The following is a 14,569-nucleotide window of genomic DNA, read 5'->3' on the forward strand; positions in this document are numbered from 1 at the left end:
GAGGAAACAAAAAAGCCAAGACTCAATAATCTCGAAGATTGGGTATAGAAACAATTAACGGTTCGTTATCTATATTATAGGAAGCATTATAACTAAGGAAAACTACTTAAGAAAGTGCTTTAAAATGTAGAATACCAATAAAAATAGTAACTACTGCCCCTAAAATATGATAGCTCCACTCACCTATTGTTTGAGCTAAAGTTCTATGAGTTTAATGATAATATCGAGATTCTATTTTAGATAAACAATTAAATTATTCTTCTTTTCCTTTCTCATTATCCGCTTTTTTAACCGGAATAACCAATTTAGTTTGTTCAAAAATAGAATTTATAATTTTAGGTTCAATCAGCTCTTGTTCTCCAGCCAAATTAAACATCTCTGATAAATCTTGATTATAAAGTCCTTTTGATGAATTAAGGATTTCAATTAGTTTTTCTAAATGGCTTTGTATTATGAAAATAAATAAGTCGTCATCATCTTTGAAATGAAGAATAATTTTTCTACAAACCTCGTCAGCTTTAGAAACAATATTTGATGAGTATTTAAAAAGGCCTAATGCAAAAAATTTGATATGATTAGAAGAAACTTCTGTTTGGTTTATTATTATATCTAAAATGTCATTAAATATCCTATTTAATTTTCTTCCGTCAAGATAATCATTTTCTAATAAATTATTCCAAAAATCAACATCGTCTGGAATACTCTTTTCAATTTTAGCGATTGATTCAAAATACTGATCATAAGCACTCATAAAGACAGTATTTTTAGTGATTTTTTTATCTAAAAGTTCATTTTCGATAAGACCTTTAAAAGCAAAATTTAAATTATTATCTGTGCCAAAGTTTTCTAGCCAAACTTCTTTTGAAGTTTTATTTAGCTCACTTATTATTTTATTATGTAAGTGCTTAATAGAATTAAAACTATGATTGTCTTTCGAGAAAGTTAATTCAATGATCGATGTTCTTAAATAAAAAACATCCTTTTCTTTAAAGTTTTCTTCAAAATATTTACTCCAACTATCAAACCTATTTAGGAAATCGTTAAAATTATTTTTGAAAATTTTAGTTTTTATTTTGTCTAAATTTTCAAAAATCCATTTAATATTTAATGATTGTGTGAATCCGAATTGATTTAGTGTTACTAAATTAATTACTTTATTAAGTAAAAGATGATTTTTTCCTTCGTCAATAACTAATTTAAGTAATGAACCATAATCTATATAATAATGAATAACTTGAGCAATTTGTTCTGCATTATCTATTTTATCAAGCTCTGTCGTGAAATATGAACTTCTAGATACAGAAGTTTCTAAATGAGCAATTTGATTAGCAATTATATCAAAATAAGGACTCCTATCACTACTTCCATTATGGTTTAGATAATTAGTTGCGGTAGCTTCAGGTATTAATTTTAAAGGTTTTTTCCCCGTCAGTGTCTTGATGATTTCTATTAAATATTTAATGTCATCTTCCGAAGTATAACTTACAGCTTGTAGTTTTGTTTCAATATGTTTTCTGAATTCTTCAAAATTATAAGACTTATCATTTTCAATTAAAAACTTTATCACGTGTAACCATTTATGGTTCATAGGTATTCCGTCTTTATTTTCAATATAATATTTGTTTAACTCTTTTGAATTCGAGTAGATTTTTAAATCTTTAAAAGTACATTTGCCTTCTTTAAAAAGGTTTTCCATATCATCTATGAAATAAACAAATTGGTCAGATGTAAACTCAACTTTATCTAACTCTATATTTATCGAAATTGAATTTTCATTTATATATTCAATTAAATCAAATACAGTTAAGTAATAATCACTTCCTTTTTCGGATTTTTTAAACTTTTGTTTACTATTATAAACAATTTTGTCAGCAAGTTTCTTTGATGTTTCCTTTGATGTCTTTGCTAATATATTTTTGTGCCAATCGGTTAATAATTGGAATTCCTCTTCTGGTCTTCTATCTAAATTTTTACCAAATTTTTCCCAATAAGAAGATAAAGACTTGGAAGAGACTACATCTTTAATTTCTTCCAATATTTTTGCAGTATTTTCTGGTCTTGAACTTGGAAAATCACCTTTTTGAATTACATTATCAAAATATGTTTTAAACTCACTGTGCTTTTTAACTTCTTTCAAAACATCCAAATTAGCTTTAAAAAATATATCTTCAATATTATTTTTTAGTAGAATTTCGCTTGATTTTTCCTTATTAACATTATATACTATAGCAGCTAAACTTTCTTCTAATTCAGCATTGTCGCTAAACAGATATGATTCTTGCTTTAGAAATTGTTTACTTGAAATAGTAGTTAGAGGATTTGATAAAATCTCTTTTTCTCTTAAAGAAAAAAGCGCTAAATATTTTATGTCAATTGAGTTATTATGTTGTAAGTAAAGAGAGGTTAAGTTGTTAACAAATGTTATAATATCTCTAGGCCCTCTATTATTTGTATCAGTAATTATTTCATAAAGAGATGAAATAAAATCAATATCATCATCATTAATAATATCCTTAAAGGCTTCTTTAAACTTTAAAGTAAAGAATTTTTTCCAATCGGATAAAACAGGTGGAGAAATTCTAAAAATTGTTGAAAATGTTTTCCCGATAAAATTATCAACTTTATTGTCATTTTTTTCATCAAAATGTTTTGCCAAATGTTCTTTGTCATAAGGAATTATGACCCAAACATTATCAATTTTTTCTTCAGCAAAAAAAGTATGTATTGATGACCAAAGAGATAAAACTTTATCACTTTTAGAAAGCCTGTCCATATTATCAAAGACAATAATAAGACCATCAGATTTTAAGTCAGATGTAATATTCTCAAAATATTCTTTAAAGCTTTTAACTGTTGGTTCATTTTCAAGAGTGTGTTCTAATTCTTCAGATTCTAAATCTGAACCACTGAATATGTATAATAGTCTTTTAAGTCTTTCTTTATAGTCAAAATCTTGTGTTTCTTTTTTATTATCAAAGGCTTTATACTCTTTTTTTAATTCTTTTAAACCCCTACCAAAAAGGAGCATAGGTAAAAAGTACTTAGATAAAAACAATTTCAAGTATGGAAGGTTATAATTCGGAATTATATCGATTTTAACTAAAAAATCGGCATAAAGGATATTTAAAAATGAAAACAATAAAATTGAAGCCATTACAAGAATCCAATAAAATTTGATTTTTGGAAATTTAGTAGTATTCGTTATAGATTTTTTAGCAAGTAACTTATTAAGTTCTTGTGTCCAATCAATATTCCCTTTAAACTTTTTTTCAGTCTTTAACGAAGAAATCAATTCATCAAGAAATGTTCTTCTGGTTAAATCTTCTTGATGCCCCCAAGCATCATAAGTAAAAAAGAAATAGTCAGATTTTATCTCATCAAATCTTTTATTTAAAATACTTACAACATTTGACTTTCCAGAACCCCATTTTCCCTCAATACCAACTACATTATTTGGCAATGACTTATCTTTTATTAATTCAAAAATTGTATTAGAAGTTTTTTCATGAGATTTACCTTCAAATAAATCTTCTCCAGATGGAGAGCTTGCAATGTAGTTTGGTTTTTTGAATGATTCGCTCATAAATACAATTTTATAAATGTTAAAATTTTATTAATTCAAGAGTTGTACCATTCTGTAATTTGCTCTTTTTGAAATAAATAATTGACATATTATCAAATTAAATATTACAAATATGACAATAAGTCACTTTATTATCATTCTACACAGATTACTACTTCCATCCTATGTTGTCAAATAAAAAGTGTTCTATCAACATTGGTACTTTCTGGGAGTTTATCTTAATTGAAAAATATAATGAATTATTTATTTTTAGTTGATTTACTAGGTTTTAATGAAGGCTTGTTACCCGGCGTGTTTTTGTTATCTCTTCTTCTTTTATCAAGGGTTCCGTCTTTCTTTTTAGGTTTTGGCCCTCGTTTAATTGCTTTAATTTTCATTTTATTCTTAGTTCTAATTATTAATTATAATTCAAAAATAATTAACGCCACAGGTAATGTTTTACGGAAATCCATAAGTAATAGAAAATTGACCCAAAAACTTCATTTCCTCTACTCTACTATTAACACTTCGGACAAAGCTTATACCATTACAATTTAAAAGAAATATTTTAAGAATTGGTTTTGATTTTACCAACGAAAAGTTATTCTACAACTTCATTGAGAATATATAAATTATCTCTCTTTCTTCTTCGGTTTCTTCTTCATGGAAACTTTAAAATCATCCACAGTTCCATGTAATTTTAAGTTTAAGTATCTTACTTTTTTGTTGGGATCGACTTCTATAATTTCGTCCTCTTCTTCTTTAGTTCCGCTATTTTTTTTGTTTTTAAATAATTTATACCAAACAGCTTTCCTAACGGTTTTCCATGGAATTCTTAAGTAATATTCAATATTATTATTCAAATCTTGTGTACCAGATAACTCCATATGTCCTAATGTGGATTCAATGGTCATATTAGGAATCGTTATTCGTCCATTATGTATATCAATATGATTTTGAATGGTATCAAATTTAATATTGTTCAGGTTTTTATCGCCCATGTAACTAGACAACAATTTCATCGGTTCATAATTCTGTAATTTTCCATTAAAAACTTTTACATCCATATGAACTTCAGATTGATCTAAATCAGGAACTAAATCAGGATAGATTCTAATTTTTCCAGTTATGTTGGAAGAAACATGTCCTTTTAAATTATCTGAAACCAAATGATCTTGTCCAAAATTTTCAAACTTAAATAAGAACTTATCCAGATCAATTTTAGTGGTTTTTATATTCGGTTTCAGGTAAATTTTCTTTGGATTACTACCGTTAAAATACCCCGACATATTAAAATTACCTCCAGCTGCATTCATATGTAAGGTATCTACATAGATATAATGATTCTTAGTTGTACGTAATTTTGCTTTTATGTCTTGTAAATGAATCCGTTGATACATAAAATAATCTACATCTACATCAAATTTCATATCCGTAAAAGGGAGCTCATATAAATTAAAAGCATCTGCATGTGCTGGAACATCTGCAGTTTTTGATTTTACAGTTATGGTTGCCTTTCCAGTTGATTTATCAGGAGGAAATAACTGATCATAATCAATATAATTGGCTTTGAAACTTAGGTAATTGTCTCGTTTTTTAATCGCTTCATCATCTCCCAAATAATAGTTCAAGCCGATATTAAAAGAAGTTCTTCCTATTTTACCAATAAAATCTTTTACAACAATATGGTCATCTTCATAATGAAAATCACCTGTAAAGTATTCAAATCGTAATGGATGCACATGCATTTTGGTATTCAGTTTGTCCAATTCTAAGTCTATAGAATGCAATGCTGATGCTTTATAATGCATACTAGAATTTACATGCAACTCTAGTTTTTCAAATTCTTCATGTCTATATTCTTCAGGAACATAATTTTCACCTTGATACGAGAAAATGTCTTCCAAACGCAATAAGTCTGAAGTTAACGTAATATCTAAATCTACATCACCATTCAATTCTTTTTGCATCCAAAAACCATAATTATGTACCAATCCGTTAAAATGAAAATCAGAATCATCAATAAAACCTGTAAAATCTTTGATTTTAAGATCTTTATCGTCGATTAATACATCTACATGAAAATCGTGAAATTTATGTGGATAATGCTTTAGTTTCGCGTTAAGACTGTCTACAAAGAACTCTCCTTTCGGTAAATATTTGCTTTCGGTAAAAGCCTTTGCTGAGGATTTGAATGAAAATCCAGCAGTTACATCTTTAATTTGCTCATCTATACCTGTTTTTATACTATCCGTAGCAGAAAACCGTGTAAGTTCAGCAATATCTAATAGCTTCGATTGAATATCTAAATGTGTAACCACAAGTGTATCTGTATGATGCACAATAGCAGGAAGGTCTGACAAATATCCAGTTATTGAAATATCAGAGTTTCCTAAAAGCATATCAAATTGATTGATAGTCGCTTTTTTCCCTTTCATTTCTATATGTGCATTCAGTTTTTTTAATGGCGCAGGAAGATCTTTAGAAGATAAACTGAGGCTATCAATCTTTAACTCGCTATAATACGCCTGATTCAACCTGCTGAGCGCTAGTTCTGGGTTATTAATATCCACAATATCATGAAAATTCATTTTTAAGGAAACATTCCCAGATGCAATATCTACGTCACTTAAGTTTAAAAAATCAGCTATAAATTCAAGATTAAAATCTGTATTCAGTCTCATATCTATCTCTGGCTTATCAAAATTATTGATCACAACATTTCCTAGAATTTTTCCTTTTCCAAGTTTGGCGGTCATATCTTCTAGAGAGAAAGTTGTAGTGCGAGAACTTCGTTCCTTACCATTCGTAAAATGCCCTTTAAAACCAATGTTTTTAACGCGTTTACCTTTGTTGGTGTTTTCTAAAAACGCTTCACTTACTCCGAAGTTTACATCAAAAAAAGGGACTTGTTGATTTAAGGTAGGTCCTTGAACGACTGCATTAAAATAGATTTTCCCAGCATTTTTATATCGTTCTAAAACAGGAATAAGATCCTCAGGGGCAAAGGCAATAAGCATATCAAAATTAGGCTTCGCTCCTTTTATGATAAGATCAAGATCAAAATCATTTTTTGTATCTATTTTTCCTTCCAACTCAAAATCACCGTGCTCCATAGTTACTCCTGAAGGTTCGATAGTAAGCAATCCAGTATCTTTATTTAAACTAACATCCGTATGAACATCAAAGTGTTTGTGTTTTACATACGTAGTATCGCCATTACTGATTAAATTCATTTCAAACTTGGTATCAATATGTCCTGAAATAACTTCATTATCAATATTGAAACCACCATCAGCTTCATAAATAAATGTTTCTAAGTCTGTATTTTGACCTTCATCTTTTTTGTGGATGTCTAAATTATGTAATTTGACTTTTTTGAGTTTAAAATCTATCGGCTCTTCACTTTGTGTTTCATCAAAGGATTTTAAAGCGTTTAAAAGGTTTAAACTTTTATCTTCATGAATTACAATGTCAAAGAAACCTTCCTCTACAATTAGTGATTTAATAGTATAATTTCCATCTAAAATATCCCATAAATTAAATCCTACGTAGATATCTTTAACGTCCATAATAACTGGTGAGTTATCACTTTTAGTTTCATTTATTGTTAGATCGTCTACTTTAAAAGAAATATTAGGAAAATTACTAAAGAGTGATAAATGCGTATCACCAATATCAATAAAACCTTTGTGGGTTTTGTTTAGCTCAGCTATATGATCTTTAATAATACTATTTTGTTTCGTATTGATATATAATACGGTAACAATAAGAAATAGTATAGGTAAAAGTATTACGCAAGCAATAAATCGCAACCAGAATTTTCTTTTTTTAAAGGTTTCAAATTTCATAATACTTTTGGTTATTATAGCAGTATAAGCTTATTAATAAATACCTGTTGTCATTTGTAGTAAAATTATGTCAATTCGAGTGATTTTTCGAAATAAAATGTAGAAAAATTTTACTGAATCAAGTTCAGCAGAGCTATCGAGAAAAAGAATTTTATTTATCCATTAGTTTTCGATACTCTTTTTTTTAGCAATAATATGTATCGAAATAAAAATAAATAAATTATAAAGATTCGTACTTTCTTTGTAGTTTTTCTGTTCATTTTTTTGCTTGTCCAAAAAAAACGAACCAAAAAAAGGACACTTCTTCAATGAATTTTTTAGCCAAGGCTCAAAACCAAATTTCATTCCTAAAATCTCTCCAAGGCTTCGAGATTTTTTAACGAAATGAAATCTTATTCTGCGAAGAAGATTTGAAAAGCGCTGCTTTTAATCGCTTTATATGCCCGTGAAACCTATCTATCTACTTCTTTTTAGAGTTCTCCTTTAATTTATCTTTAGCAGTTTCCGCCAAATGATAGGCTAAAACTTTCTCAATTAATTCATCTTTAGTCAAATGATGAAATACACTCTTAATTTTATCTTTAAAATCCTCTGAAACGGTTCTATTGGGCTTGGTTTTAAATATTTTCTTTGCCCATAACAAGGTGTTATTTTCTTCTATACTTTGTGCATCGGCCTTTTTAAATTGACGAAAAGTAATACCTAATTCTTCTTCAAAATCAGGAATTTCTTCAATTTCTTCTTCTTGTATAACACTTAATGAAAGTCCCTTCCCTCCTGCTCTTGCTGTTCGTCCGCTTCTATGGACATAGGTTTCATAAGTGTCTGGTAAATGATAATTAACAACGTAAGAAACTTCTTTTACATCTATACCACGTGCAGCTAAATCTGTAGCAACTAAAATATTGATGTGTCCTGCTCTAAATTGCTCCATTATTCGATCACGAATTCCTTGTGTTAAACTTCCGTGAATTGCACCTGAAGAGAATTTATTAATCGCTAATTTTTTCGCTAGTTTATTTACAGCAGCTTTAGTTTTACAAAATATAATTCCTCTTTCTCTTTCTTTAGAAGCTAAAAAATGTAATAAAACTTCTAGTTTTTCTATGGGTTTTACAACTACATATTGATGTTTTATTCCTTGATGTCCAACAGTTTCCATATCGGCTTCAATTTGAATAACATCTTTAGACATGTAGTTGTTTATCAGTTGTTTGATTGCTCCAGAAAGTGTTGCTGTAAATAATAACGTCCTCCTTTTCTTAGGTATTTCTTTAATTATTGTATCTAGTCCATCTTTTAAAGCACTGACCATTTCATCGGCTTCATCTAGAATAAAATATTGGATGTTTTTAATATTAATCGCCTCACGTTTTATCAAATCTGCTAATCTTCCTGGTGTCGCCACAACTATATGCGTATCTTCTTGTAATCGTTCAATTTGTGGTTTTATTGGCGTTCCACCACAAATGGCTGCAATAGCTATTGAAGGAATATGTGAAGCGAAAGAGCTTAAGTTTGTATGAATTTGCTGACCTAATTCTCTCGTTGGTGCCAATATAATTGCTTGAATATTGGAGTTATTCGTGTCAATTAATTGAAGTAATGGTAATCCAAAAGCTGCAGTTTTACCAGTTCCTGTTTTTGCTAAAGCGACTATATCTTCATTTTTGTTTAAAATGTTGGGTATCGCTTTTTCTTGTATATCTGTTGGGACAGAGATTTTTAAATCATTTAAACTCTGTTGGATTTCAGGAATAATTCCTAAGTCGGTAAAACTTTTAGACATGAATGTATTTTTTTGCAAAGGTAACCAGTGTTAGCTTAGCAATTAGTGTTTATTTACATAATAAGTGTAATAAAGATTTTAAGAGTATATAAAATACTCAATATCATACTAAATTTCAGTAAACCAACTTAATACTGGTAAGAAGGTTTACTGAAATCTTATTTAAAATGGTGCAAAAGTATCTTTAGGTGTTGTTGGGATATTCCAACGTTCACGTGCAGTTATTTCTTTCGAAATATTATCAGTGGTTTCTGAGCTATTAGAATTGCCATAACTACTTGTATTTCCTCTTGGAACTTGCATACGATCACCATATAACCACATGACTAAATTATTACGTTGTCCGCTTATTATTGAATGTGTTGCATGCGGTACGTTACCACGATGAATTATTGCTTTACCAGGTTCAAAAATAGTCTGTACTGTTTTTCCTGTTGTTTTATCGAAAAAATCAACCTGAGAACCTGTAAACTCTTCATCTGGCAAATTGATGTTTACATTTAAGGTTGCAGCTGAAGCATCGGTATGCGGTTGTAAATCTTTGTCCTTATCAGGGTTATATTGAATTGAAAAACCAAATGTTTGAGTATCATATCCATAAGTTCCTAATAATAATCGAGCTACAGGGCGCATGTAACGATCCATAATATCATTATAAAATGCTTGAAAATTAGGAGCTGCTAGATGACCTTCTGAACGCGGATCTAACATTACTCCATAACGGTTTAATTGAATACCATAAGGTGCTCTTTTAGGAATTTGTGAGGTAGCTACTGCTTCTAAATATTCACGAAATTCTGCTAAACGTTCCACATCAAAAAATTGCGTACTGTAAACTCCAGGGATGATTTCTTCCCATAAATTGGCAACATCAACTTCTTTATCTGGATTTTCCCAAGCAGATTTAATTGCTTTTCGTAAATGAGGATCAAGTAGTGTTTCATCTGGGATTAACAAATTTTCTTTGTTTTCAACTTCCCATTCTGTCCATGCTTGTTCTAATAAAATTCTATTGTTATTCCAAAAAGCTGAAACAGACTTTTCACGATGTAAAGATGCTTGTCTTGAAGGTAGTTCAAGTGAACGAGCTTCTGTAAGTGCTTTATTATTTGTCATTTTTACTGTTTTGTGTTGAATGATGAATAAATTCCTCCTAAAACCGTATTGACCTATACATCAAATTTATAAGTCATTACATAATAGTGAATTTACAATCATGCTTATTATTATAAAATTACAATACAAATTTACCCCAGAGCCTCAAGTTAGCATTAGTAATAAAAAAAGAGGTTTTAGTAAAAAACAAGGAATAGGAAATAATTAGAAACTATTGTTAAGATAATTAATAGTACAATCTAAAATCAAGGATTTTACACATTTTGTAGTGTTTACGGTGCAGTTGCTCAACAACTTCGAACATATTATCGTCTTCATTAAATAGATTGAAGAATACCTTATCTAAGTTTGAGCTCGCAATTCCATTAAACTGATTTCCATAACCGGAAATGGCTTTTGCTCCTGTAATATCCAGGAAATATTGAGCTTCGTCTTCATCTAAATCCAAAACTTTTGAATTTGCGAAATGTAAAATTTTATCATTCAAACGTCCTTCAAAGATTTCAGCAATTTCTTGTAGATTGTATAAATAACCATTTAAACAAACACTGTTCGCTTCACCAGTCATTACCAAGTAAATGATTTCATAATTTTTAAAATTATGATCGTCTAAGACCAAAGTATTTAAGCTTTCTTCTAAGCCTTCAATAGTATCACAAGTTTGATAAATACTTGCAATACCGAAATCCATTGTTAGTTCTTCTAGTTTTTGTTGAGTTGGCGTAACATTTTCAACTTCAACATCTAAAACTGATTCTAAACAGAAAATGAAATAATCTGGATCTACAACTTGGCTTTGTGGTAATTGACGTCTTTTTTCTAACAAATTTCGGGATTTAAATAAGTCGGTAGCAAAAATAAGATATAGCTACGTTTTATTTTATTTAAATATGTTAAACAAGTTTTATTTGGAGACTATTTAAATAAGAGAATATTGCTATGAAAATAACCTTCCCATATAGGAAAGGTTATCATTTTTTATCTAATCTATTTTGTCTTTCGATTCAAAAAGTTTTGAGATTTGTTCATATTTATCTAAACGACTATAAAGTTTGAAATAAGAAATCAAATCTTTGGATGTGGCATAACGGTTTGTTGTACTTTTAATTTCTCCAGAATAACTTCTCCAATCCGCTATAAATTGTCGAAGCGCTTTATTTACTTGCTCCTCTCCTATTAGTTTCTGTAATTCGTACATTACTACTACACCTTTGTAGTAATACACATAATCTTCATTTTCAACAAGAGCTAAAGTCGGTTCATCAATAGCTTTTCTACTTTCTTTTAAGTATCGTTCTTTTTGCAACTCAAGAAATTGTTGCACTTTTTCTTCAGAGAATTCTTGTTGTAAAACCATAATGGCTCCATATTGTGCTAATGTTTCTAAAACAAAATTTTGTCCTTTCACATTTGCAGCTTCTATTTGCATTCCAAACCACTGATGTGCAATTTCATGTGCTGTGATATAAAATGCCATATCCACATCTTTTTCATCATCAATATCTAATACAAATCCCATAGCTTCTGAGAATGGTATTACGTTTGGTAAAGATTGTGCGAAATCAGCATATCTAGGGAATTCCATAATTCTTAATTGTTGATATTGATAAGGACTAAAATTCGAACTGAAATAATCTAAAGAAGCTTTCATACCATGAAGCATTCGATCTGTATTATAAGTATGATTTTGATGATGATAAATTTCTAAATCCACCTTAGTGTTATTAGATTTCCAAACATCTTTTTTAACTTTATATTTAGCAGAGACTATAGGAAAAAAGTTAATAATTGGACTCTCATTTGTATAGTGAAAATAATTACGGTTATTGGCTTTCCAATGTTTTACTAATTTACCTGACGTAACAGCAGTTTGTGTGTTTGAAGTTCCTATTGTAATATCAAGTGTAATTCCGTCTGAATCACTTCCAGTTCGGGCATTTACAAGTTCATTTATATCGTTTATTTCAGCTTCTCTTTGTCTTTTAGGTAAATCATAACTTGTTCGTATATCGTCATCAGAAAGCTCATACTTTTTATTATAGCCTAAAGTTGGAAATACATTGTTATTAAAGAATGTTCCGTTATAAATTACATCTCCTTTTGAACCATCTTCTTCAAATCCCTTTGGATAATAGGTTTGGGTAAATTTCATCTGTATAGAATCACCTACGTTCAAAGGTTTTTGTAATTGATAGATTATATAATCAAACTTTTGATATTTCGAATTGATAACTACTTCTCTATTGAATTTTACATTTTTCAATTTTAAATGAGAAGCAATTCTTTTTTGAATATGAATTTCGCTAATTGTTTTAGTGGAAGTGTTTTTCAGCGTATAACTTCCATCTACTTCATAACTTCTCGTTTCAGGATATAACTCTAGATTCAATGTAACATCAGTTATTTTCGGTTGAGGTTTGTATTCAAATTGTTTCAGTTCTTTTTCATACGAAGCGCGAAATGTTTGCTCTTCTTCATTAGTCCAATATTCATTTAAAACGTTGGTGTTGTAAAAAATGTATGACCCAAGTAGAATAAACAGCGTTGTCAATGAAATCAGAAGGATTTGTATAGATTTTGTGGTTTCTGATTTCATGTTTTTAATACGCTTCCATAAACTAATTTCAGTTCCTCTGTTCATTACTAAAGAACTTAGAATTAAAATTAGTCCGGCAAAAATGATCCAATAGGTTTTAATCCATAAATAAGGTTTTAAGAAATGTCCGTAACCATTCATTTCTGAATATATTCCTAATGTTTTTCCACCGTACTTGTATAAACTATGATTAAAACCAAAGTATTCAGAAGCGATATTACCAATGAAAAACAGTAAGGTTAGGAAAATTCCAATGAACTTATTCTTACTTGTGATTTGAAAGAAGAAGGTTATAACGGTGTATAAAAACAGATAAGGTAAAATTTCAATAAAGAATCCAGTAAAATATACATGTAAATCTAACTGATAATACCCTTGACTTATTTGAAACAGAATACCAGTACAAATCAAGCTTAGCATAAGAACAATATAAATAGCATTTAAAGCTAAAAGTTTGGAAACAACTGTTATTAGATTATGAATTGGAGTGGCATCACTCAAAACATTTTGTTTGATGGTTCGTTCTTTCCAAATGATTTCCCCCGAATAAAAAAGTAAAATAATTATGAAGAAATACATTGACATTTCTTGTAATTCTGCGATTATAAAATGAGTAGCCGGATAACTATCAACATCATAAACAGTTCCTAAACTGATTGAGTTTATCAGAATAATTATAATTCCGCAAATTACAATCGCCCAAAATGCTGTTTCTTTAAGAATAGATAGCGAATAAAATTTGGTCAATTCTTTTAATTGAATCAATCTAGACTTCAAGCTAAACTGTAATGAAATACTCGGAATTACAGTAGTTACAGCTGATTTACTCGCGTGAATTTCTCTTTTCTTTTGCTTCTTTTTCGTCTTTCTAACTAATTGACTAAAAGAGAACTTTCTATAACCATAAATAGCAACTAAAATTCCAATTAAGCTCCAAAAAACCTTGTTATGCAATAAAATACCGTTAAAACCTAATGACATCGTATTTCGTTCAGCGTTAATCCATTCTTTAGAATATTGTGTTAAAGTTGTTAGTGAAAACGGATCGAAAATTCCTTGTAAATATTCATTTGTAATGGCCTTAGTTAGTAAGAAAATTACAAATAATACAATTCCCTGTGTGTATACAACCATTAGTTTTTTGCTCAACATTCCTGTTACAAAAAAGGTACAAGCGCCAAAAAATAACGTAGGTAAAACGACTACTATAAATGATTGTATGTAGATCCATGAATCAAACGCTAACATTTCAGAAGCTTTGTGCCATGGCATTTGAGATCCTATCATCATTCCAAATAGAACTCCACTGAAAATGAAAAGTAATATGACAAAAGAACCCAAAAATCTACCAAGTAAATAATCTCTTTTTGAAATTGGATTTACAAATAAAATGGATTCAGTATTATATTTGAAATCCCTCAATACAGGAACTCCCATAATCATTGATACAAGAATCATAAATATTCCAGTAATTGCTCCCATAGTTTTTCCAATGACTAATGGAGCGTTTTTTTTCATAATTCCTAAATCAACACCTTGAAAAATAAAATCTACACCTACGATGGAAAACAATAGTAGAAACACAAAAAACACATATGTTTCAGGTCTTTTAACTCTATATTTTAATTCAAATTTGAATATTTCGTACCACATAA

General features: G+C 29.2%; 7 protein-coding genes. All 7 read right to left on the reverse strand.

Annotated elements, in window-relative coordinates; all coding sequences use genetic code 11:
* Positions 1–253 precede the first annotated feature (253 nt).
* A complete protein-coding gene (locus tag ABNT61_RS02525) occupies positions 254–3,583 on the reverse strand; it encodes a P-loop NTPase fold protein (RefSeq protein WP_348744714.1) in 3,330 nt (1,109 codons plus the stop codon).
* Positions 3,584–3,822: 239 nt separating this feature from the next.
* A complete protein-coding gene (locus tag ABNT61_RS02530) occupies positions 3,823–3,960 on the reverse strand; it encodes a hypothetical protein (protein ID WP_348744715.1) in 138 nt (45 codons plus the stop codon).
* Between the two features lie 234 nt (positions 3,961–4,194).
* The gene (locus ABNT61_RS02535) at positions 4,195–7,413 is read right to left on the reverse strand and encodes an AsmA-like C-terminal region-containing protein (RefSeq protein ID WP_348744716.1); all 3,219 of its coding nucleotides are present in this window, start codon (positions 7,411–7,413) and stop codon (positions 4,195–4,197) included.
* A 460-nt stretch (positions 7,414–7,873) separates the two neighbouring features.
* Positions 7,874–9,202: a DEAD/DEAH box helicase gene (locus tag ABNT61_RS02540; protein ID WP_348744717.1), complete on the reverse strand. Its 1,329-nt coding sequence runs from the start codon at positions 9,200–9,202 to the stop codon at positions 7,874–7,876.
* 162 nt (positions 9,203–9,364) lie between these two features.
* On the reverse strand, positions 9,365–10,318 hold the full coding sequence (locus tag ABNT61_RS02545; RefSeq protein WP_348744718.1) for a 2OG-Fe(II) oxygenase: 954 nt from the start codon (positions 10,316–10,318) through the stop codon (positions 9,365–9,367).
* Positions 10,319–10,544: 226 nt separating this feature from the next.
* On the reverse strand, positions 10,545–11,144 hold the full coding sequence (locus ABNT61_RS02550) for a DUF6642 family protein (RefSeq protein ID WP_348744719.1): 600 nt from the start codon (positions 11,142–11,144) through the stop codon (positions 10,545–10,547).
* A gap of 156 nt (positions 11,145–11,300) precedes the next feature.
* The gene (locus ABNT61_RS02555) at positions 11,301–14,567 is read right to left on the reverse strand and encodes an ABC transporter permease/M1 family aminopeptidase (protein WP_348744720.1); all 3,267 of its coding nucleotides are present in this window, start codon (positions 14,565–14,567) and stop codon (positions 11,301–11,303) included.
* Positions 14,568–14,569: the final 2 nt, after the last annotated feature.

Origin of the sequence: Tenacibaculum sp. 190524A05c, from assembly GCF_964036595.1 — a bacterium.
GTDB classification, from domain to species: domain Bacteria; phylum Bacteroidota; class Bacteroidia; order Flavobacteriales; family Flavobacteriaceae; genus Polaribacter; species Polaribacter platacis.

Excerpts from the sequence above, each read along its gene's own strand:
- ABNT61_RS02525 (WP_348744714.1), bottom strand. The coding sequence starts at position 3,583 with ATGAGCGAATCATTCAAAAAACCAAACTACATTGCAAGCTCTCCATCT.
- ABNT61_RS02530 (WP_348744715.1), bottom strand. The coding sequence starts at position 3,960 with ATGAAAATTAAAGCAATTAAACGAGGGCCAAAACCTAAAAAGAAAGAC.
- ABNT61_RS02535 (WP_348744716.1), bottom strand. The coding sequence starts at position 7,413 with ATGAAATTTGAAACCTTTAAAAAAAGAAAATTCTGGTTGCGATTTATT.
- ABNT61_RS02540 (WP_348744717.1), bottom strand. The coding sequence starts at position 9,202 with ATGTCTAAAAGTTTTACCGACTTAGGAATTATTCCTGAAATCCAACAG.
- ABNT61_RS02545 (WP_348744718.1), bottom strand. The coding sequence starts at position 10,318 with ATGACAAATAATAAAGCACTTACAGAAGCTCGTTCACTTGAACTACCT.
- ABNT61_RS02555 (WP_348744720.1), bottom strand. The coding sequence starts at position 14,567 with ATGTGGTACGAAATATTCAAATTTGAATTAAAATATAGAGTTAAAAGA.